At 50.0% G+C, this 20,282-nt stretch carries 17 protein-coding genes and 3 tRNA genes; 13 read left to right on the top strand and 7 right to left on the bottom strand.

Annotation, left to right across the window (positions count from 1 at the left end):
- The first annotated feature begins 77 nt into the window (after positions 1–77).
- The 3 genes from H8K26_RS08200 to H8K26_RS08190 all read left to right on the top strand — a co-directional run bounded on the left by H8K26_RS08200 (position 78) and on the right by H8K26_RS08190 (position 2,352).
- Positions 78–1,955 carry a potassium transporter Kup gene (locus tag H8K26_RS08200; RefSeq protein ID WP_223826891.1) on the top strand — a complete coding sequence of 626 codons (1,878 nt, stop codon included), beginning with the start codon at positions 78–80 and terminating at the stop codon, positions 1,953–1,955.
- 56 nt (positions 1,956–2,011) lie between these two features.
- Positions 2,012–2,088, top strand: a tRNA-Arg gene (locus H8K26_RS08195).
- A gap of 187 nt (positions 2,089–2,275) precedes the next feature.
- A tRNA-Arg gene (locus tag H8K26_RS08190) sits at positions 2,276–2,352 on the top strand.
- Between the two features lie 107 nt (positions 2,353–2,459).
- Here H8K26_RS08190 and H8K26_RS08185 read toward each other — a convergent pair.
- Positions 2,460–2,870, bottom strand: coding sequence for a thioredoxin family protein (locus tag H8K26_RS08185; protein WP_190478665.1), 411 nt, complete (start codon positions 2,868–2,870; stop codon positions 2,460–2,462).
- Positions 2,871–2,943: 73 nt separating this feature from the next.
- Between H8K26_RS08185 and tsaB the strand changes: the two genes are divergently transcribed.
- Genes tsaB through H8K26_RS08165 form a run of 4 tightly spaced genes read left to right on the top strand, consistent with a single transcriptional unit; the run spans position 2,944 to position 5,895 of the window.
- Entirely contained in the window at positions 2,944–3,633 is a 690-nt protein-coding gene (gene tsaB / locus H8K26_RS08180; protein ID WP_190478663.1) for a tRNA (adenosine(37)-N6)-threonylcarbamoyltransferase complex dimerization subunit type 1 TsaB, read from the top strand.
- Positions 3,634–3,665: 32 nt separating this feature from the next.
- Entirely contained in the window at positions 3,666–4,112 is a 447-nt protein-coding gene (rimI, locus tag H8K26_RS08175; RefSeq protein ID WP_186883693.1) for a ribosomal protein S18-alanine N-acetyltransferase, read from the top strand.
- Positions 4,112–4,924, top strand: coding sequence for a uracil-DNA glycosylase (locus tag H8K26_RS08170; protein WP_190478661.1), 813 nt, complete (start codon positions 4,112–4,114; stop codon positions 4,922–4,924). Before rimI ends, H8K26_RS08170 begins: the two co-directional genes overlap by 1 nt.
- Positions 4,924–5,895 carry a DUF1853 family protein gene (locus tag H8K26_RS08165; protein WP_190478659.1) on the top strand — a complete coding sequence of 324 codons (972 nt, stop codon included), beginning with the start codon at positions 4,924–4,926 and terminating at the stop codon, positions 5,893–5,895. Before H8K26_RS08170 ends, H8K26_RS08165 begins: the two co-directional genes overlap by 1 nt.
- Here H8K26_RS08165 and lplT read toward each other — a convergent pair.
- Positions 5,892–7,154 (bottom strand): lysophospholipid transporter LplT, encoded by a 1,263-nt coding sequence (gene lplT, locus H8K26_RS08160; RefSeq protein ID WP_186883690.1) that lies wholly within the window; start codon positions 7,152–7,154, stop codon positions 5,892–5,894. The genes H8K26_RS08165 and lplT overlap by 4 nt on opposite strands.
- Positions 7,155–7,292: 138 nt before the next feature.
- Between lplT and radA the strand changes: the two genes are divergently transcribed.
- Positions 7,293–8,672: a DNA repair protein RadA gene (gene radA, locus H8K26_RS08155; protein WP_190478657.1), complete on the top strand. Its 1,380-nt coding sequence runs from the start codon at positions 7,293–7,295 to the stop codon at positions 8,670–8,672.
- A gap of 26 nt (positions 8,673–8,698) precedes the next feature.
- Here radA and hpnE read toward each other — a convergent pair whose 3' ends face one another.
- Complete coding sequence (gene hpnE / locus H8K26_RS08150) at positions 8,699–10,030, bottom strand: hydroxysqualene dehydroxylase HpnE (protein ID WP_190478655.1); 1,332 nt, start codon at positions 10,028–10,030, stop codon at positions 8,699–8,701.
- A 1-nt stretch (position 10,031) separates the two neighbouring features.
- Positions 10,032–10,865, bottom strand: a complete 834-nt coding sequence (hpnD, locus tag H8K26_RS08145; protein ID WP_190478652.1) for a presqualene diphosphate synthase HpnD — start codon at positions 10,863–10,865, stop codon at positions 10,032–10,034.
- Positions 10,866–11,118: 253 nt separating this feature from the next.
- Between hpnD and H8K26_RS08140 the strand changes: the two genes are divergently transcribed.
- Positions 11,119–12,000: a hypothetical protein gene (locus tag H8K26_RS08140; protein WP_190478650.1), complete on the top strand. Its 882-nt coding sequence runs from the start codon at positions 11,119–11,121 to the stop codon at positions 11,998–12,000.
- 91 nt (positions 12,001–12,091) lie between these two features.
- Here H8K26_RS08140 and H8K26_RS08135 read toward each other — a convergent pair whose 3' ends face one another.
- The 3 genes from H8K26_RS08135 to hpnC form a co-directional block, all read right to left on the bottom strand.
- Positions 12,092–12,796: a M24 family metallopeptidase gene (locus H8K26_RS08135; protein WP_200181394.1), complete on the bottom strand. Its 705-nt coding sequence runs from the start codon at positions 12,794–12,796 to the stop codon at positions 12,092–12,094.
- A 40-nt stretch (positions 12,797–12,836) separates the two neighbouring features.
- A complete protein-coding gene (locus tag H8K26_RS08130) occupies positions 12,837–13,004 on the bottom strand; it encodes a hypothetical protein (protein WP_190478872.1) in 168 nt (55 codons plus the stop codon).
- Between the two features lie 272 nt (positions 13,005–13,276).
- Complete coding sequence (hpnC, locus tag H8K26_RS08125) at positions 13,277–14,098, bottom strand: squalene synthase HpnC (protein ID WP_190478647.1); 822 nt, start codon at positions 14,096–14,098, stop codon at positions 13,277–13,279.
- 186 nt (positions 14,099–14,284) lie between these two features.
- Here hpnC and H8K26_RS08120 point away from each other — a divergent pair, with 186 nt between their 5' ends.
- The 4 genes from H8K26_RS08120 to tig all read left to right on the top strand — a co-directional run bounded on the left by H8K26_RS08120 (position 14,285) and on the right by tig (position 20,282).
- A complete protein-coding gene (locus H8K26_RS08120) occupies positions 14,285–15,502 on the top strand; it encodes an efflux RND transporter periplasmic adaptor subunit (protein ID WP_317889260.1) in 1,218 nt (405 codons plus the stop codon).
- Positions 15,499–18,594 (top strand): efflux RND transporter permease subunit, encoded by a 3,096-nt coding sequence (locus tag H8K26_RS08115; RefSeq protein ID WP_190478645.1) that lies wholly within the window; start codon positions 15,499–15,501, stop codon positions 18,592–18,594. The genes H8K26_RS08120 and H8K26_RS08115 overlap by 4 nt, the downstream gene beginning before the upstream one ends.
- Before the next feature lie 223 nt (positions 18,595–18,817).
- Positions 18,818–18,904 (top strand) — tRNA-Leu (locus tag H8K26_RS08110).
- 28 nt (positions 18,905–18,932) lie between these two features.
- On the top strand, positions 18,933–20,282 hold the full coding sequence (gene tig, locus H8K26_RS08105) for a trigger factor (protein WP_190478643.1): 1,350 nt from the start codon (positions 18,933–18,935) through the stop codon (positions 20,280–20,282).

The following is a 20,282-nucleotide window of genomic DNA, read 5'->3' as shown; positions in this document are numbered from 1 at the left end:
TTTTTTTGTTTTGGACTATTGAGTTTGCCTCTGGAATGCCCTATTGTGCAACGCACCAATAATTACAAGGTACGCAATTGGATAATCATCAAACGAAAAGCAGTCTGGCAGGATTGACGTTAGCGGCAGTCGGCATTGTTTATGGCGATATCGGAACCAGTCCTCTCTATACGATGAAGGAAGTGTTTGCGCCAGCTCACGGGTTGCAGCTCACGCAGGCCAATATCTTTGGCATCGTCTCTATGATTTTATGGGGATTGATTATCATTGTTTCCCTCAAGTACGTGACGCTTGTGCTGCGCGCGGATAACCGCGGAGAGGGCGGAATTATGGCGCTGACGGCGCTGTCCCTCGAATCGGTTAGTAAAAATTCTAAACTCTACTTTCCCTTGACTGTGCTTGGTTTGTTTGGCGCTTCGCTGTTTTACGGTGACGGCGTGATCACACCAGCGATGTCGGTGTTGTCTGCAATGGAAGGTATTGAAGTTGCCACACCCAGTTTTAAACCAGTCGTTGTTCCTATTACGCTGATTGTTCTGATCTGTTTGTATGCGGTTCAACGTAAAGGCACTGCAGGCATCGGGAAGATGTTCGGCCCGGTGATGTTGTTGTGGTTTTCAGTTCTGGCCTTGATGGGCCTGTATAACATCATCCGTGTCCCGGGAATCCTGGCCGCTTTCAATCCCTTATACGCAGTGAATTTTGTGATCGACCATCACTGGGGGGCATTTTTTGCGCTCGGTGCTGTCGTGCTGGCGTTTACCGGTTCCGAAGCTTTGTATGCGGATATGGGGCATTTTGGCGCTAAACCGATTCGTGCTGCCTGGTTTTTTATTGTGTTTCCCGCGCTGGCACTGAATTACCTTGGGCAAGGTGCGCTGCTGATGTTTAATCCGGCAGCAGTGACTAATCCTTTTTATTATCAGTTGGGTGCGTGGAGTATTTATCCTCTGGTTATCTTATCGACGGTTGCTGCGGTGATTGCATCTCAGTCGACGATATCTGGGACGTTCTCGATGACCAAACAAGCTATTTCACTCGGTTTTTTGCCGCGTATGAAGATTGTGCATACGTCAGCTAAAGAAATTGGCCAGATTTATATTCCTGTGGCGAACTGGATGCAATTGTTTGTAGTTGTTGGCGCGGTGATTGGCTTTGGTTCATCGACGAATCTTGCATCGGCTTACGGTATCGCAAATACCGGTACGATGCTGGTGACGTCATTGCTGACGTTTTTTGTTATCCGGTTTGGCTGGAAATACAATCTTCTGTTGTGTGTCGCTGCGACATTTTTCTTTTTAGCCATCGACGTTTCTCTGTTTTCTGCTAATGCATTGAAATTCTTCCATGGCGGTTACTTCCCGATTGTGCTGGGATTGATTATTTTCACCTTGATGCTGACGTGGAAACGTGGACGCGAGCTGGTATTTGAAAATCTGAAAAAACATGCAATTCCGCTGGAGGATTTCCTTGCGTCCCTGTTTGTGTCTGCCCCAACCCGGGTTTACGGCACCGCCGTATTCTTGCGAGGTGAGGCAGACGGTGTACCGCACGCGCTCTTGCATAATTTATCGCACAATAAAATATTGCATGAACGGGTGGTTTTTCTGACGCTGCATAACAGGGAAATTCCATGGGTACCATTTTCTGAACGTATTAAGATTTCCGATCTTGGTAATTCGTGTTATCAGATCGATCTGTTTTACGGATTTAAAAATGAGCCGGATATTCCAGCTGCGCTTGCTTTGTGTGCATCGAGTGGTCTGATTTTTGAGCCTATGGAAACTTCTTACTTTATTTCCAGGCAGACGATTATCTCTACGCCGGGCGGTGGTATGGCAAGATGGCGCGAGGGCATTTTTGTTGCCATGTCTCGCAATGCACGTGATGCAGCGGACTACTATCACATCCCAAGCAATCGTGTGATTGAAGTCGGCGCTCAGGTTGAAATTTGAAATAATGGCGGGAGGGCTTATAAAATCAAAAGTCCTATGCTATAATTTTGTTTTTCGCGGCTGTAGCTCAGCTGGATAGAGTACTTGGCTACGAACCAAGGGGTCGTGGGTTCGATTCCTGCCAGCCGCACCAGATTCAAGGGACTAGATGTAAATCTAGTCCCTTTTTTCTATTCTGCGCTTCTTTTTTTCTTGTTCATTTTCTTCCCCGGTTCGCTGCATTTTTTTTGCTTGCCTTAATACTTATTTATCTCGCGTCACAAAAGTTGAGCAGAGGGGCTTTAAATGTTGGGTTTACTTGTGCTATAATTTTCTTCTTCGCGGCTGTAGCTCAGCTGGATAGAGTACTTGGCTACGAACCAAGGGGTCGTGGGTTCGATTCCTGCCAGCCGCACCAGATTCAAGGGACTAGATGCAAATCTAGTCCCTTTTTTCTATTCTGAGATGTTCAAGTTGAAGAATGTGCTCACGCTGACATGAACACCGAATTGGCTTAGTGATTGACTAGTCCGCGAGTATTAACCGGCGCAGACTCCAGTTTTCCGGTGCCTCCTGATTGAGGGAGCTGCGCTTGATCGGGTTGGATCGTACGCTTTCTTCGATGGACGTAATGAGCCGGTGGAGTTGCGATGCGTCAGGCAGCATAGTTCCAAGAAATGCCACGTCATCGTCATATTGAATCAGGATGGTAGGGAAATTTTCAATTTCTATATCTTCGACCAGATGGGCATGGTCTTCTATGTCGACCCAGGCAAAGCACTTTTCCGGATGGCGGACAGCCAGTTCTTCAAATGCTGTGCGATAAATATTACAGGTGTCGCACCATGCAGCGCAAAGGCAGGCGACCAGCCAGTGTTTGGTGTTCAGTTGATTTTTCAACTGTTTCAGATCATTAGTGTGAATATGTGCGTTCATGTTGTAATTCTAACCGATTCAATCTCAATAGAAATCCAGCCTTGCACTGAAGTGAACACGGTAAAATACGTCTATGACAACGATTTTAGCAATAGAAACATCGACCGAACTGGCATCAGCAGCTTTGCTTGTCGATGATCAGATTTATGTGCGCGAGTTATCCGGTGTGCAGACCCATTCACAAGGAATTTTGCCTGCGTTGCAGTCATTGCTGTCGGAGGCCAGCATCGCACTGTCTGACTGTGATGTTTTGGCTTACGGATGCGGCCCCGGTGCATTTACAGGAATACGCACAGCTTGCGGCATTGTTCAGGGACTTGCCTATGGCGCAGAATTAAACGTTGTGCCAGTGATTAGTCTGCAAGCGATGGCGTTGGCAGCATTCGCGGAGGTAAAGGCAGATAATTTTATTTGCGTTCTGGATGCGCGTATGAACGAGGTGTACTGGGCTCAGTACCGTTTTGTAGGCGGAGTCTGCGTAGAAGTTAGCGCTCCAGTGTTGGCGAAGATAGAAGATATTACGCCGAGTGCTGATCTTGATTCACCGTATTTTGTCCTTGGGAATGGCGTTGTTTTGCCTTCTCAATATAGTCAGTTTCCATCGATTCCGATGATGCCGCATGCAAAACAGGTTGCGGAGTTGGGGAAGCTTGGGCTGGCAAGCGGTCAGGATGTCTCACCAGAGCTGGCGCAGCCGCTGTACCTGAGAAATAAGATTGCATTAACTACTGCCGAACGAGCTTTGGTACAGGGGCAGAAGTAATATGCGGCTTTTCGTACTGAGTATAAGAAAACATGCATAACTTTGTGAAATTGGGTTTTGCGGACATTGATCAGATACTGACGATTGAAGAGGCGGTATACTCTCATCCCTGGTCCAGAGGAAATTTTACCGATTCGTTTTTAAGTGGCTATCAGGCATTTGGTATTCGCGATCATTCCGGAGAAATTGCCGCTTATTTTTTTGTAATGCCTGTTGTTGACGAATTGCATCTGCTGAATTTCGCCGTCCGTAAAGAAAATCAGGGACAGGGATATGCGAGCGCCATGTTGAGATACCTGCATCTTTATGCAAAAGAACAGGACATGACGTCAGTTTTGTTGGAAGTCCGGCGTAGTAATTATCGGGCAATTGAGGTGTACCTTGCCGATGGCTTTGAGGAAATCGGCAGAAGAAAAGCCTACTATCCCGTCGATGTAAATACCCGTGAAGATGCAATCGTGATGCGGAGAATGTGCTGATGAATGCTGCCGAACAAACGGCTCGTATCAAAATTCTGAATGCAATGGGTTTGGGCCCGTTGTGGCTCTCCCGCTATGCGTCTGAGGAGGCAACTCCAGTAGTTGCGACGTTGGCGTTGGCGGATGTTCCTCCTGCGGCTGTTTTGCCTGACGGTGGCGTCACCGATGTTGTAACCGTGGCGGACCTACCCCCGTCTTCAGCGCCAGTGGCGTCTGATCCCGTGGATCGCGTATCTGTGATGTCCTTGGATGCATTGCAAGCCGAAGTCGCATCTTGTGTGGCTTGTGGCTTGTGTAAAGGTAGGACAAAAACAGTTTTTGGCACTGGAGATACCGCAGCGACATGGTTGTTTGTCGGTGAGGGGCCTGGCTATAACGAAAACTTACAGGGTGAGCCGTTTGTCGGCGCAGCCGGACAGTTGCTTGATAATATGCTGCGGGCACTCGGTGTGCAGCGCGGTGAACGTGCGTATATTGCGAATGTTGTCAAATGTCGACCGACGGATAGCAGCGGTAAAGACAGGCCGCCAACGGCCGATGAAATACAGGCTTGTCTGCCGTATTTGCAGCGCCAGATTGCCTTAATTCAGCCGAAAGTGATTGTTGCCCTGGGTAAGACGGCAGCAGTTGCCTTATTGGGGGCCGATCCTGATACGCCGGTTTCGCAATTGCGTGGAAAAGAACATCATGTCAACGGTGTGCCTATGATTGTGACCTACCACCCTGCGTATTTATTGCGTAAACCTGTAGAAAAAAGTAAGGCGTGGCGCGATTTGTGTCTCGCTCAAAACGCTTTACCAACAAATGCCTGATGCGAGTCTATCCAGACTATCAGGCACAGTTTCATCAGCAGTGGGGACATCTGAACGATGTGCATGTCCGCTCACTCGCATGGTTGTTAAGTTCTCCCGATTTGCTCGATCAGCAGTCCTCCGTGTGGCAAGGTGCGATCGTCGCACCGGAGCTGCCGTCTCAGAGTCAGCTGGAACGGTGGTTAACCAAGCTTGATGTATTTCCAGAGCCTTTGCATCAGGCCTTGCGTGATGCGCCGACAAAACGACTGGGTTTGTATGCGGAGGTGTTGCTTGCTTTTTATCTTGCTGATTCAGGTGAGCTGTTTGCGCATGGTCTGCAAGTGAATGACGAGCAGGCACGTACCATTGGCGAGTTTGATTTTCTGGTAAAAGAAGGCGCGGGGCTTGTGCATTGGGAGTTGGCGACAAAGTTTTATTTGTTTTTTTCTGACGCGGCATCTGAACAAAGCGGAGCACCTGATTTGTTTAATTATCTCGGCCCGAATCTCGCGGATACGCTGGGTGCCAAGATGAAGAAAATAGTGCAGCAGCAATTGCGTCTGGGTTTGCATCCGGCCGCAAAGAAATTGTTGCCTTTTCCTTTGCTGCGTTCTCAAGCACTTGTCAAAGGCTGGTTGTTTTATCGCGATATGGATATCGGTCGAGCAGGCTCTGCGGTTGATGGAGTATCGGAGCAGCATTGTCGTGGTTACATCTGGACTTTGCGTGATTTGCAGGAAATGCCTGAGTGCGAAGGTGTCATTTTGCAGCGTCTTGCCTGGCTGGCACCGGTACAACTGGGTAGTGACGCTGTATTCGGAAAGCAAGAATTACTGACACAGATCAAATCACATTTTTCGATATCGACTGCGCCAGTGTTGCTAGCGATCACCGTCACCCAGAACGGTATTGCCCGGGAAGTTTGCCGCGGTATGCTGATCCCGGAAGACTGGTGGGATCGGGCTTCTGCGGCAACATTGCATCCCTAGTGTTTATGCTCCCCTATCAGTGCCAGTGAATCAAACTGGCGCTGGTTTGCACTGTGCTTTCTCATCACGATGAACATTGTACTCGCCACGAATAAGCCGAATATCACAATCACCGCCTGAATGTTCAGGTCTAAATAGATCATCAGTGCATACAAGCCCAACATGATCAGTACTGATAAGTTCTCATTGAAATTCTGTACCGCAACTGAATGTCCAGCACTCATCAGCACGTGGCCGCGGTGCTGTAAGAGTGCATTCATCGGTACGACAAAGAAGCCTGCCAGTGCACCAACCAGAACAAGTAAAGGATAGGCGAGCCAGACGCTGTGTACGAAGATCATGGTGGTGACGACTAGTCCCATTGCGATGCCCATGGGCATGACTGCCAGTGATTTTTTGAGTGGGACAAATTTAGCGGCAGCAACTGCTCCGATGGCAATGCCGATAGCGACAACACCTTGTAATACCGCTGCTTTATTCAGCGGCATTTGTAAAGATTCTTCTGCCCATTTTAAAACGATAAACTGCAGTGTTGCCCCGGCGCCCCAGAACAGCGTAGTGACAGCCAGTGAAATCTGCCCCAATTTGTCTTTCCATAGTGTGACAAAGCAATGAGAAAAGTCACACACTAATTGCACTGGATGAGGCTTTTGATGGGCGTAACGGGCACCTGTGTCGGGGATGCGCAAATTAAATAGAGCGGCAAGCCCATAAAAGAAGGTAATGACGCAGAGTGCTGCCTCGGTCGGCGTATTAATTGGAAAATCAACGACCGGGAAATCAAAATTCAGCAAGGTCGCCGAGATATGAGGGGTGACCAGCGCACCACCAAGTACGGTGCCGAGAATGATGGAGGTCACTGTTAAGCCTTCGATCCAGCCATTTGCAGCGACCAGTTTTTCAGGGGGGAGCAATTCCGTCAGAATGCCATATTTTGCCGGCGAATACGCTGCAGCACCAAATCCGACGAGAGCATAGGCAATCAAGGGATGCACATGAAAAAACATTAAAGCGCAACCAAGGACTTTAATCATATTCGTAATGAACATGACCTTGCCTTTGGGGAGTGCATCAGCAAAGGCGCCGACAAAGGCGGCCAGCAACACGTAAGAGACAGCGAAGAAAAATTTCAGTAAAGGCGGCATCCAACTTGGCGATTGCATTGATACCAGTAACGCCATGGAGGCAATCAGTAGCGCATTGTCGGCCAGCGAAGAAAAAAACTGTGCCGCCATAATTGTATAGAAACCACGTCTCATGCTTGTCGTTTGCCTGTTACAAAGTGTTATCGGTCAGCTTTATACCATGAAAATCTCGCCTGATCGCTGAATTAGAGCATGTATATCAGAAATTACTGGGTAAAATATCAGTGTTTATTACGTTTTCTTTGAAAAGTTATGGCTAAGGCAAAAACTAATTACACCTGCACGGAGTGCGGCGGCATCGTCAATAAATGGGCCGGACAGTGCCCTTCGTGTGGACAATGGAATACCTTGGTCGAAACGATCATGGAGGCGGCCGGCAATCGTTTTTCGGGGAAACACCAAAGTCTCGCGCAAACCGCACCAGTGTTGAATCTGTCAGATATCGAAGCGTCAGATGTGCCACGTTTTGGTACGGGTATCGAGGAGTTTGATCGTGTCCTGGGTGGCGGCTTAGTGCCGGGTGGCGTCGTTCTGATCGGAGGTGATCCTGGGATAGGAAAGTCCACACTGTTGCTGCAAGCCTTGTCGAATTTGACCAAGATAAAGAAAGTGCTGTATGTCAGCGGTGAGGAGTCGGGCGCGCAGATAGCTTTGCGGGCGAACCGGCTGGCGCTTGATACGCATGGGCTGGCTTTGCAGGCGGAGATTCAGCTCGAAAAAATTCTGAACACGCTGGCGGATCATAAGCCGGAAGTAGTAGTGATTGATTCGATTCAGACGATCTACTCAGATGCGTTGAGTTCGGCGCCGGGCTCGGTAGCGCAGGTGCGTGAGTGCGCTGCGCAGCTGACACGCGTCGCAAAAACCATGAATATCACCATGATTCTGGTCGGTCATGTGACGAAAGAGGGTGCCCTGGCGGGACCCCGCGTGTTGGAACACATTGTGGATACTGTGCTGTACTTTGAAGGTGATACACATTCGAGTTTTCGTCTGGTCAGGGCGATTAAAAACCGCTTTGGCGCGGTGAATGAACTGGGTGTGTTCGCCATGACCGAGCGCGGCTTGAAAGGCGTATCCAATCCGTCGGCATTGTTTCTTTCTCAGCATGAGTCTCAGGTCGCTGGCTCTTGTGTCATGGTGACGCAAGAGGGAACCAGACCCTTGTTGGTCGAGATACAGGCGCTGGTTGACAGCTCCTTCGCACCGAATGCGAAGCGTTTATCTGTCGGTCTGGAGCAAAATCGTCTGGCGATGCTGCTGGCGGTGTTGCACCGGCATGCAGGTGTTGCTGCGTTTGATCAGGATGTTTTTATTAATGCGGTAGGAGGCGTCAAAATTGCAGAGCCTGCAGCCGACCTTGCTGTTTTGCTGGCGATTAATTCGTCGATGCGAAATAAGCCCTTGCCGCGCAGCCTGGTTGTGTTTGGCGAGGTCGGTCTGGCCGGCGAGATACGGCCAGCGCCGCGAGGGCAAGAACGCTTGAAAGAAGCAGCCAAGCTCGGTTTTACGATAGCCATGATCCCGAAAGCGAATGCGCCCAAGCAAAAAATCGAGGGGCTTACCATCATTGCAGTCGATCGTATTGATGAGGCAATGAGCCGTATCCGCGATATTGATGATGCTAACTGAGATCTGGCCTCGCGCAGCAGTTGTGTTTATTGGCGCAGGCTGTTGATGACCTCAGTTGCTGCGTGGATGCCGCTGCTGACCGCGCCTTCGAGTGTCGCCGGATAATCGCCCTGCGTATAGTCTCCGGCCAATGTCAGCCCGGCTATGCCTGTGCTGTTTGGCGGGCGTTGTAGCGCCGGAGTGCAGCTGAAGGTTGCTCTTTTTTCGGTAATGATCTGGTGCCAGAGCGGGCTTGCCAGTTCGGGGCGCTGGAAGCTATCAGTCAATTGCCGGGCAATCGCGCCTGCGAGTGACTGGTGATCTTGCTGGTGCTCTTCGGGTGCGCTGATCACCACTGCCAACAAGCCGCTCTGATCGTCATGCAACTGGCCGCGGTCAAATACATATTGTCCCCATTGCTGTTGCGAGGGATCGTCCAATAAAGCATACATGGGGCGCGGCAGGCTTGTTCCTGGCGCATACTGCAAATAGCAGCTCGTGATGGCTTTGTATGTCAGTGGTGGCAATGTAATGCCAGTGTCCGCATCACTCAGCAGTCGCTGCGCATTACTGGCATCAGTGGCAATAACGATGCCGTCAAATGTCTGCTCATTTTGCTGCGCGGACTGTATGATCCATTGAGATGCGCCGTCTTTTTTGATTGCTTTGATTGCGCTTGAACATGCCACATCAGCGCCGTGAAGCTGTAAGAATTCCGCCGCTTTTTGCGGGAACAGTGCAGACAGATTCAGTCTCGGCAGCAACATGTCGGATGCGGCACGACTGGCGCCAAGGCTGTCCCGCAGAACATTCAGAAACACCTGCGCCGAAGCCTGTTCAGCAGGTGTGTTTAATGCAGCGATGCAAAGTGGATTCCACATCAGGCGGCACAGTCTGCTTGTCTGATCAAAGCGTTGCAGCAATTCTGCGACGGTGCAATCGGTATTGAGCGTCCAGCCCATCCAGCGCGCTGCAGAGGAAAATCTGGCGAGTGCCAGCTTGTCTTCGCGGCGCAGACCTTTCGCCCTCCAGAGAGCCACGAGCATATGCAGTGGCGCAGGCAGTCGTGGCGCAATGAAGTGCATGCCATCTTCGTGCTCTGGGTAGATCATTTGTAGCGGCAGCCGCAAAAACGCAGCGTTCAGGTCAACACCGACGGTTTTCATTAATTTCAGACTCTGCTGATATGCGCCCAGCAGAATATGCTGACCATTATCAACTGTGAGTCCATTAATCCCGACGCCGCGCGCGCGGCCACCGAGTGTTTTGGCCGACTCAAACAGGCTGACCTGATGTTCGTTTTGCGTCAATGTGACAGCTGCCGCACAGCCCGCCCAGCCACCACCGATCACAGCAATTTTTTTTGAGACCTTCGCCATTTCAGCCACGGATATAGGTTTTCCAGGCGAGCCAGAGTTTACGTATCGGTGTCAGCGAGATGCGCTGGCTCAGCACATGAAAGCCATCGCGCTGAATTTCCGATAGCAGCGTTCTGTAGATGACCGCCATAATCAAGCCGGTACGCTGCGCGCGGCGGTCTTCTGGTGGCAGTATTGCCAGTGCCTCATCATAGAGTTTCTGAGCCCGTTCGTACTGGAACTGCATCAGCGCTTCAAATTCAGGGCTATGTCTGGCATTCAGTATGTCGGCTGCCGTCACCTTAAACTGTTGCAGTTCATTGACTGGAAGATAAATTCTGCCCTTGCGCGCATCTTCACCGACATCTCGGATGATATTCGTCATTTGAAACGCAAGGCCGAGTTTCTCGGCGAATACTTTGGTTTGCGGATTGCTAATGCCAAAGATGCTGGCCGATAAAATCCCGACGACACCAGCGACATGCCAGCAGTATTTTTGCAGCGCAGGAAAGTCCAGGTAACGGGTCTGATTCAAGTCCATTTCCATGCCATCGATGACCGCCATCAGATGCGCACCTTCAAGCTGGTAAGTCGTCAGGTGTGGCAGCAAGGCTCTGGTGACAGGATGTGTCGGCGTATTCGCCAGCATTGCCTGAATTTCTTTGCGCCACCAAGTCAGTCTGCTGCGGGCAACCATATCGTCAGTACTTTCATCGACGACATCATCCACTTCGCGGCAAAAAGCATAGAGCGCAGTGATGGCGCGGCGTCTTTCTGCTGGCAGGAACAGGAAGCTGTAGTAAAAACTGGAGCCGCTTTCTGCAGCTTTTTGTTGGCAATATTCGTCTGGTGACATGCTGGAATATAAAAAAGTTGTTGACGCTGGGCTGATCAAAGTTGACAAGAGTTGCTATGCTAACAAACTTCAACATGCCTCAACCTGTTCAGATTGCGATGCTGCATGTAGAACGGAAGTATCGTAATGTAATCAGATTGTAGAATTCTTAACTCAAAACGCGACAGCTCGTATAATAGTGGGCGCATTATATTATCGCTCTGCACAAAAGAGCCTGGCTTTTGACTCGAAACTTTAAATTTGGACAAACATCTTGAATAAATCGAAACTTGTGGCAATTTTGGGTGGCCTGGGAATTATCCTGGCTGGATGCGGTGGCTTCGTTTACACGTCCGTCGGCGGCACCGTCACGGGTCTGGGAACAACAGGGGCAAATTCAGTGCAATTGATGAATGAGCAGAACTTCATCCGGACACTGACTGCAGATGGCCCTTTTTCATTCAATGTGGCGAGCAATGCTAATTACTCTATCATTGTCTCTAGCCAGCCAAATCTGGTGAATTGCACAGTCGCCAATGGCACGGGAAAAATGACGGGCGAGGGGGCACTGAATAACATCGTGGTGACTTGTGTGCCGAATGTGCCGGTTTCCGGAACCCTGTCCGGCATGGCCGATAGTGGCGCGATTACCTTGAACAACAATACGGTGAATCCAGCCACTAGTGTTGCCACAGACAAGACGATGTCCTTGTCCGCCAATGGCGCATTCCAGTTAACTAATTATGTGGTCAGCGGGTATCGTTACAATGTGACGGTGGCGATGCCACCAGCCGCACAGTATTGTACGGTCGCCAATGGTACCGGCGTAGCGGATAATAAATATCCGAACGCGATCAACAATGTCGCGGTTTCCTGCGTTCCTGCGGTACCGGTCAAGGTTACGGTGAATGGTCTGACCGCTGGTAATACATTGACGCTGTCGAATGCGACGACAGCAAAATCCACTACCGATACCTTAGCGATCAGCACGATCGGTATTTATAATTTTGGCTGGAGTCTGCTCAATGGCATGACATATGCGGTGACAGTGGCAACGCAACCGACCGGACAGACCTGTACTGTGCAGAATGCAAGCGGTGTGGCAGATATTACCAAGCCGGACGCCGCAAGTAACATCGTGGTTAATTGCGCCTGAGCGTACTTTTATTCAGTATTCGCTTCATATAAAAAAGCCCACCATCATCGGTGGGCTTTTTTACTGTTTGATGCACCGAGCGATGGCAGGGTTACAGTTCTTCCAGCATGCCTGCGTCATTGAAATAAAAAATGCCTTCCCGCTTGAAACCCCATTTTCCTCCCTTGAGCCTGATAAATGGTTCAAAGCTGAAAAAACCAACTTCCGACAATGGAATGTCATTGCTGGAATCAATATACTGGCGCTGATCTTTGTCGTTAGCGATGCTGTGGCCGACGTTGTTGCGATAATCGAGATTGACGAAACCGTTCTGACGTATGCGCATATTGGCCCATTCAAACAACTGGCCAAACGTGGTCTGAGGTCTTACCAGAGCCTGCATTTGCTGATGCATCTGTTTCAGGAAATTCAGACCATTTCTGAATTCGATTAATTGCGGTGTCGGTGTGACTTTGCCGTGTTCTATCGGAAATGAACGGGCGCAGTCGCCCCAGAAGCGATCCCGCGTCGGACTCAGATCGATCGTGACCAGATTATCGTTACCGACACGTTCTTCGTTGGGTTGATAATCGCGCCCGGAGACGGAGACGCAACTGCGTGAGCCGAGCAATACCAGTGCCGGACAAGAGTGATACCAGGTATCCGGATAGCCTTGCGCCTGCAGTAGCCGGTGCGCTTTTTCAGCGATACTTTTTTCGGTGTCATCTGCAGTAATCAGACCAGCCATTTGCTGCAATACAGTTTTGGCGGCGCTTTGTACTTGTCTGTGCTGTTCGATCTCGAACGCGGTTGGCATAATCTTTCCGTTTCAACTGGGCGTGATAGTGAATCTGGGTTTATTTTTCAGGGTTGCTCTTGGTTACTGCTTTAACGCCTGCGGCGGTCACATCCACCGCCGTTCCAACGACGGCACCCCCGACTTTCACTGTCGTGGAGACAGCGACGTCGGCGATGGCAATGACAGTGCACGCACTCAGTGGGAAAACGCATAGTAGGAAAAACATTCGCGATATACAAGTTCGCATGAGTAAGCCTGACGTTGTTAAGGTTGCTGGATGTGGGGACTGGGATCGTCTTGCCAGTCGCATTATGCGGCTTTGTTTCAGTATACGTCAGCGCTTTACGCACTTATTTATGGATGTTGAAATTTTTTGTAACTTGATGTTAGTTTTGCAATAATTTATATACTCCCCCACTATTTTTAAAAAACATCGCTAACCTCTGCGTATTCATTGGGCTCTTTTATATACTGGGGGGAGTATTTATTGATGCTGAATCAGTCTCTGGACGGCATTCGCAGTGCGCGCCAGCCCAGCAGTAGCCAATCCTGCGCCTTCAGTGTCGGCCGATGATGAAACACATCGCCATTCACAGCTTCAATTTTCTCTATGATGCGCAGACCGCCCTGAATAACTAAGCGCAGCTCCCAGCCGATGCGGCCCGGAAGTTGCGTCGCCAACCCGCTACCTGCGAGCATCATCTGGCGCGCGCGCGCGATTTGGAATTGCATCAGTGCTTGCCAGGCGGCGTTCAAATTCTGATTTGCGATATCCTGCTCGCTGACGCCGAAGGTTTGCATGTCACTTTGCGGCAGATAAATGCGCTGTTTTTTCCAATCAATCGCGACATCCTGCCAGAAATTAATCAACTGTAGTGCCGAGCAAATCGCATCCGAGTCTCGGATGTTTTCTGGCGTCGCCGCGCGATACAGATGCAGCATGATACGACCGACCGGATTGGCCGAACGACGACAATAATCTTGCAACTGTCCGAAATCAACATAACGGGTGGTGACCACGTCCTGTTTAAATGCCGAAAGTAAATCCCGAAACGCCTGCAGCGGCAGTTGGTGTTGTCGGATAACATCAGCCAGAGCGATGAACATGGGCTGTGTACTGTTGCTGTTTTGCTCAATGAAGTCGAGCTCCTGCTCATAGGCGCTGAGCGCTGTCAGACGCTGTTCAGGCGTGGCATCTCCCTCGTCCGCAATATCGTCCGCACTGCGGGCAAAAGCATAAATGACTTCGACTGCCGGTCGTAAATGCGGCGGAAGTAAGATCGATGCGACAGGAAAATTTTCGTAGTGTTCAACAGACATAAGTGGGTATAAATCCTTAATGACCGAAAAGTCATTGGCAAATAGGTTGACCTTAATTATAATAAATAACCAGCCAGTCATTTATTTAAAATCAGTGCGATCAGTTGCAATTAGTTGCGGTAATGATGAATATGTCATCTCATTACCAGCCGCCTCATTCGGTCCGCATAGTAAAGGAAAACTTTTGTGTTAACACTAAAAACTCCCGTGTTCGCTGACGCGTCCCCCGTTGTCAATCGCGTCAAACTGCGGCATTCAGGTTTGTCCTCGTCGCGGGCGATTGCTGCGCTTTCCTTGTTGAGTTTGTTGGTGGCCTGTTCCAAGCCGGTTGAGAAAACCGAGGACGTGCGGCCAGTGCGTGTGGTCACCGCGACCAATACCACTTCTGATGTGGCATTTGAATTATCCGGCGAAGTGCGCCCACGAATAGAATCTCGTCTGGGCTTTCGTGTCGGCGGCAAGATTGTTCAACGTAAGGTTGAGCTGGGAACGGTGGTGAAGCGTGGGCAATTGCTGATGCAGCTTGATCCTCAGGATTTACTGCTGGCACAAATGCAGGCGAAAGCGGCGTTGACAGCGGCAGAAAGTAATCGCGATCTGGCTCAGGCCGATTTAAAACGCTATCAGGAATTACGCGCAAAGAATTTCGTTGCAGCAGCAATCCTCGATAGCAAAGAGGTCGCCTATAAAGCAGCGCAAGCCAGTTTTGAGCAGGCAGTTGCCGGCTTTAAAAATCAGAGCAATCAGGCCGGATACGCGACGCTGATTGCTGACGTTGATGGCGTTGTCACCGGGATTGACGCAGAAGTCGGGCAGGTTGTTGCTGCCGGAACGCCGGTTGTCCGCGTTGCGCAAACTGGTGAGATGGATGTAGTTGTAGGTATTCCGGAAAACAAAATCAATACCATACGGCAGATGAGTGATATCAGGGTCGGCTTATGGGCTGATCCGACATTGGTATTGCCGGGTAAGTTACGTGAATTATCACCGGTCGCGGATGCGGTGACGCGCACTTATCTCGCTAAAGTCAGTTTGCCAGCGGATGCAAAAGATGTGCGTCTCGGTATGACGGCCAATGTCAGCTTCGTCGCACCGAATCCGGCGCCAGTATTTAAACTGCCGACCACGGCATTATTTCAGGATAAAGGGCAGACCGCGGTCTGGATCGTCAGTGGCGGTGCGGTGAAGCTGGTGCCGGTGAAACTGGCTGGCGCATCGGGCGAAGATGTGTTGATTGCGGGTGGAATTTCTTCTGGCCAGCAGGTCGTGACTGCTGGTGTTAATTTGTTAAAACAAGGGCAGAAAGTCAGCATACTGGGAGCTGAGTCTCCGGCAATAAAGCCACCAGCAACAAAGCCGCCAGTGACGGAAGCGTCAGCTTCTGCGGTGGGAGCCTCTAAATGAGTAACTCTTCGAGAAGTTTTAATTTGTCAGGTTGGGCGCTGGAGCATATCCCGCTTATCCGCTACCTGATCGTTGTATTGCTGCTTGGCGGTATTTTCAGTTATGGGAAGCTGGGGCAGGATGAAGATCCGCCGTTCACTTTCCGCGCGATGGTCGTCCGCGCAATGTGGCCGGGCGCGACTGCTTTGCAAATGGCCGACCAGGTGACCGACAAACTGGAAAAAAAGCTGCAAGAGACGCCGTACATTGATCGCATCCGCAGTTATTCCAAGCCAGGCGAAACACTGATTATTCTGCAGTTGCGTGAATCCACGCCGCCGAAAGAAACGGCGCAATCCTGGTATCAGGTGCGTAAGAAGATAGGTGATATCAAAGGCACCTTGCCGCCGGGTGTGCTCGGTCCTTTCTTTAACGATGAATTTGGTGATACTTACGGCTCTATCTTTGCGTTGTCGGGTGATGGCTTCACCTATGAAGAAGTAAAGGAATATGCTGATTTCGTTCGTCAGCAGTTCTTGCGCATCCCTTCGGTTTCGAAGGTGGAATTGTTCGGCGTGCAGGATGAAAAACTGAATATCGAATTCTCTCAAAAGAAATTTTCCCAACTGGGTATTTCTTTCGACGCGATTGTTTCTCAGATTGGCTCGCAAAATGGGATTGAAAGTACCGGCGTACTGACAACATCTACGGATAACCTGCAAGTCCGGGTTTCCGGCGCCTTAATGAAGGTGAAGGATCTGGAAAATCTGCAATTGCGGGCAAACGGCACCACTTTCCGCCTTGGAGATTTTGCGACAGTAAAACGTGAGTATAAAAATCCACCGCAAGACAAAATGCGCTTTAACGGCAAGGAAGTGATCGGCCTTGGTATTTCTATGGAAAAAGGCGGCAATATCATTGAGCTGGGCAAGCATTTACAAGCGGATGTCCGTACGATCAAGGCAAAACTTCCGATGGGCATACAACTGGAGCAGGTGACAAATCAGCCTGATGCAGTGAAAGAATCGGTCGGAGAATTTCTGCACACGCTGATCGAAGCGGTCGTCATTGTGCTGGCAGTCAGTTTTCTGTCGCTTGGCTTGCATACCAAACCTTTCCGTCTCGACATCTGGCCGGGTCTTGTTGTTGGTCTGACGATTCCTCTGGTGTTGGCGATTACCTTCTTATTCATGCGCATCTTTGACATCGATTTGCATAAAATTTCACTTGGCGCTTTGATTATTGCGCTCGGTCTGTTGGTCGATGATGCGATTATTGCGGTAGAAATGATGGTGCGTAAAATGGAGGAGGGCTTCTCTCGCTTTGACGCCGCCACCTTTGCCTATACATCAACGGCGATGCCGATGTTGACCGGAACTTTGATTACGGCCGCAGGCTTTTTGCCTATCGGCCTGGCTAAATCGGCAGCGGGCGAATATACGTTTTCGATGTTTTCCGTGAATGCGCTGGCACTGATTATTTCGTGGCTGGCCGCAGTGTTGTTTACGCCTTATCTTGGTTATCTGCTGTTAAAAGTAAAGCCGCATAACGTCAATGATAACCACCATCATGAGCTGTTTGATTCGCCGTTTTATAACCGTTTCCGCGCGCTGGTGAATTGGTGTGTCGAGTGGCGCAAGCTGACGATAGCGATCACCCTGGGTGTGTTTGGTCTTGGAGTATTTGGCTTTAAATTTATTGAGCAGCAATTTTTCCCGGATTCAAATCGTCCTGAATTGATGGTCGAATTGTGGTTGCCGGAAGGCTCGTCATTTGCGGCAACAGAAGCGCAGACCAAGAAATTTGAAAATTTTGTGCGGCAGCAGGAGGGCGTTTCCAGTGTGACGAGTTATGTGGGAACGGGAAGTCCGCGTTTCTATCTGCCGCTGGATCAGATTTTTCCGCAGACAAACGTGGCTCAACTGGTTGTTTTGCCCAAAGATTTAAAATCAAGAGAGGCGTTGCGTTTAAAAATCATCGATATTTTCAAGAAGGATTTTCCTGAGGTACGGGGTCGCGTGAAATTGCTGCCTAACGGACCACCGGTGCCTTATCCTGTGCAGTTCCGCGTGACTGGGCTGGAAGTGGCGAAGGTGCGCGAGATTGCTGATCAGGTAAAGCAAGTCATGATGGCGAATCCGAATGCGATTGGCGTGAACGACAACTGGAATGAGTCGGTGAAAGTTGTGCGTATCGACCTGGATCAGGACAAGTTGCGGGTATTGGGTGTGACATCGCAAAACGTTATGCGCGCGGCGAATACGATTCTGAGCGGCACAACCGTTGGTCAATTCCGCGATGGCAATAAGTTGATCGACATGGTGGTGCGTCAGCCAGTTGATGAGCGTTCAACCGTGAACGCATTGAACAATGCGAATATCCCTACTGCGAGCGGAAAATCGGTTCCTTTGTCGCAGATCGCGACGATCAAACTGGTCTGGGAGCCAGGCGTGGTCTGGCGCGAGGGGAGGGAGTGGGCTGTTACCGTACAGTCTGACGTGGTTGATGGCATTCAGGGGCCGACCGTATCAAGCCAGATCGCACCGCAGTTGAAGGGTATTCAGGCCGCCTTGCCTCCGGGTTATGCAGTGGAGTTAGCTGGTGCCGCAGCGGATAGCGGCAAGGCGCAAGAATCGATTGCTGCCAATGTACCGTTAGTCGTGTTTATCATTTTTACGCTGCTCATGTTGCAACTGCATAGTTTTTCCCGCGTCATTCTGGTTTTCCTGACCGGGCCGCTGGGATTGGCGGGAGCTGCCCTGGCATTGCTTGTGCTGCAGAGACCGTTTGGTTTTGTTGCGCAACTGGGCGTCATTGCTTTGTTCGGTATGATTATACGTAATTCAGTCATTCTGATTGATCAGATTGAGCAGGATATCCAGGAAGGCTCAGATGTCTGGACTGCGATCGTTGAATCAGCTGTCCGTCGGTTCCGTCCTATCATTCTGACGGCGGCGGCGGCGGTGCTGGCGATGATTCCTTTGTCGCGCTCGGTATTCTGGGGGCCGATGGCCGTCGCAATTATGGGTGGTTTAATCATCGCAACCGGTCTGACTTTGCTGTTTTTACCGGCATTGTATGCGGCATGGTTCCGTGTTAAAAAGCCGACGTAAGCAAAAGGCGAGGGGTGTTTCAGGTAATCGACGCAGAGTTGCCTAAAATGTTTTTTTTGAAGCATTAAAAAAATAAGGCACGGGCTTACAAAATCCAGTAGAATTACGGGTTGGAGTTGTAATGCCACTATTTAATAGTTTTGGGCGACGCTTGATGTTCGGGTCGCCCTTTGCTTTTGTGCCGGACGCGTCGGATGTGCCGGTAAGTAACATAACTCATCCCGCGAGGATGGCGAAATTGGTAGACGCACCAGGTTTAGGTCCTGACGCCAGCAATGGTGTGGGGGTTCGAGTCCCCCTCCTCGCACCACAGAATTTTTACTATTTGGACGATTTTCATGGCAACTGCAGTCGAAACTTTAGATAAATTGGAACGCCGCCTTACAATTTCCTTCCCGATCGCTGATGTGCAATCAGAAGTTGAAAAACGTTTGAAGGTGCGCGCACGCACAGCAAAAGCACCTGGCTTCCGTCCAGGCAAAGTGCCTATGAAGATGGTTGCCGCACAATACGGTTACCAGGTTGAAACAGAAGTGCTGAACGATAAAGTTGGTCAGTCTTTTGCTGCGGCCGTTGGTGAAAGCAATCTGCGTGTTGCTGGTTACCCAAACATTGAGCCAAAAACAGGTGAAGGCGTTGCTGAAGGCACTCTGGCTTTCACTGCAACTTTCGAAGTCTACCCTGAAGTGGTTGTTGGCGATTTGTCTGCTGCTGAAGTTGAACAGGTTAAATCCGATGTGACTGATGCAGAGATCGATAAAACGATTGATATCCTGCGCAAGCAACGCGTGCATTTCCACGTTAAAGGCGAGCAGGGTGTGCATGGTGACGGTGGTGCAGATCAGTCTGCACAAAACGGCGACCGCGTCACTGTTGATTTCGTTGGTAAAATTGACGGCGTAGAATTTGCGGGTGGCAAGGCCGAAGGTTTCACTTTCGTGTTAGGTGAAGGCCGCATGTTGCCAGAGTTTGAGACAGCCACTGTTGGCTTGAAAGTTGGCGAATCTAAAACGTTCCCGCTGGCGTTCCCAGAAGATTATCATGGCAAAGATGTTGCTGGTAAAACTGCAGAATTTACCATCACTTTGACAAAGCTGGAGTGGGCGCATTTGCCTGAAGTTGATGCTGAATTTGCTAAGATGCTCGGCGTTGAAGATGGCGATCTGGTAAAAATGCGCACTGACATCAAAGAAAACCTCGAGCGTGAAGTTAAGGGCCGTGTTAAAGCGAAAACAAAAGAAAGCGTGATGGACGCTTTGGTTAAGGCAGTGACATTTGATGTTCCGACTTCTTTGGTTGCGCAAGACAGTGAGCGTCTGGCTGAAATGACACGTCAGGATATGGCTCAACGTGGCATGAACGTGAAAGACGTTCCATTCCCGATTGAGATGTTCAATGCACAAGCCGAACGCCGTGTCCGTCTGGGTCTGATTTTGGCTGAATTGGTCAAGGCTAATAACTTGCAGGCAACTGCAGAGCAGATCAAAGCTCAGGTTGAAGATTTCGCGCAAAGCTACGAGGATCCGCAACAAGTAGTGAAGTACTACTACAGTGATCGTAATCGCCTTGCAGAAGTTGAAGCCCTTGTATTAGAAGAAAACGTCGTTAACTATGTTCTCGGTAAGTCGAAAGTGACTGAAAAAACACTGCCTTTCGATGAGTTGATGGGCAATAACGCACAAGCATAA

It is taken from the genome of Cognatundibacterium aquatile (assembly GCF_014699135.1).
GTDB classification, from domain to species: domain Bacteria; phylum Pseudomonadota; class Gammaproteobacteria; order Burkholderiales; family Burkholderiaceae_D; genus Undibacterium; species Undibacterium aquatile.
This window is presented reverse-complemented; position numbering and strand designations above follow the sequence as displayed.

What these genes read in the sequence shown, in the direction of transcription:
- H8K26_RS08185 (WP_190478665.1), bottom strand. Translation starts at nt 2,870, where the DNA reads ATGAACGCACATATTCACACTAATGATCTGAAACAGTTGAAAAATCAA.
- tsaB (WP_190478663.1), top strand. Translation starts at nt 2,944, where the DNA reads ATGACAACGATTTTAGCAATAGAAACATCGACCGAACTGGCATCAGCA.
- rimI (WP_186883693.1), top strand. Translation starts at nt 3,666, where the DNA reads ATGCATAACTTTGTGAAATTGGGTTTTGCGGACATTGATCAGATACTG.
- H8K26_RS08170 (WP_190478661.1), top strand. Translation starts at nt 4,112, where the DNA reads ATGAATGCTGCCGAACAAACGGCTCGTATCAAAATTCTGAATGCAATG.
- H8K26_RS08165 (WP_190478659.1), top strand. Translation starts at nt 4,924, where the DNA reads ATGCGAGTCTATCCAGACTATCAGGCACAGTTTCATCAGCAGTGGGGA.
- lplT (WP_186883690.1), bottom strand. Translation starts at nt 7,154, where the DNA reads ATGAGACGTGGTTTCTATACAATTATGGCGGCACAGTTTTTTTCTTCG.
- radA (WP_190478657.1), top strand. Translation starts at nt 7,293, where the DNA reads ATGGCTAAGGCAAAAACTAATTACACCTGCACGGAGTGCGGCGGCATC.
- hpnE (WP_190478655.1), bottom strand. Translation starts at nt 10,030, where the DNA reads ATGGCGAAGGTCTCAAAAAAAATTGCTGTGATCGGTGGTGGCTGGGCG.
- hpnD (WP_190478652.1), bottom strand. Translation starts at nt 10,865, where the DNA reads ATGTCACCAGACGAATATTGCCAACAAAAAGCTGCAGAAAGCGGCTCC.
- H8K26_RS08135 (WP_200181394.1), bottom strand. Translation starts at nt 12,796, where the DNA reads ATGCCAACCGCGTTCGAGATCGAACAGCACAGACAAGTACAAAGCGCC.
- H8K26_RS08130 (WP_190478872.1), bottom strand. Translation starts at nt 13,004, where the DNA reads ATGTTTTTCCTACTATGCGTTTTCCCACTGAGTGCGTGCACTGTCATT.
- hpnC (WP_190478647.1), bottom strand. Translation starts at nt 14,098, where the DNA reads ATGTCTGTTGAACACTACGAAAATTTTCCTGTCGCATCGATCTTACTT.
- H8K26_RS08115 (WP_190478645.1), top strand. Translation starts at nt 15,499, where the DNA reads ATGAGTAACTCTTCGAGAAGTTTTAATTTGTCAGGTTGGGCGCTGGAG.
- tig (WP_190478643.1), top strand. Translation starts at nt 18,933, where the DNA reads ATGGCAACTGCAGTCGAAACTTTAGATAAATTGGAACGCCGCCTTACA.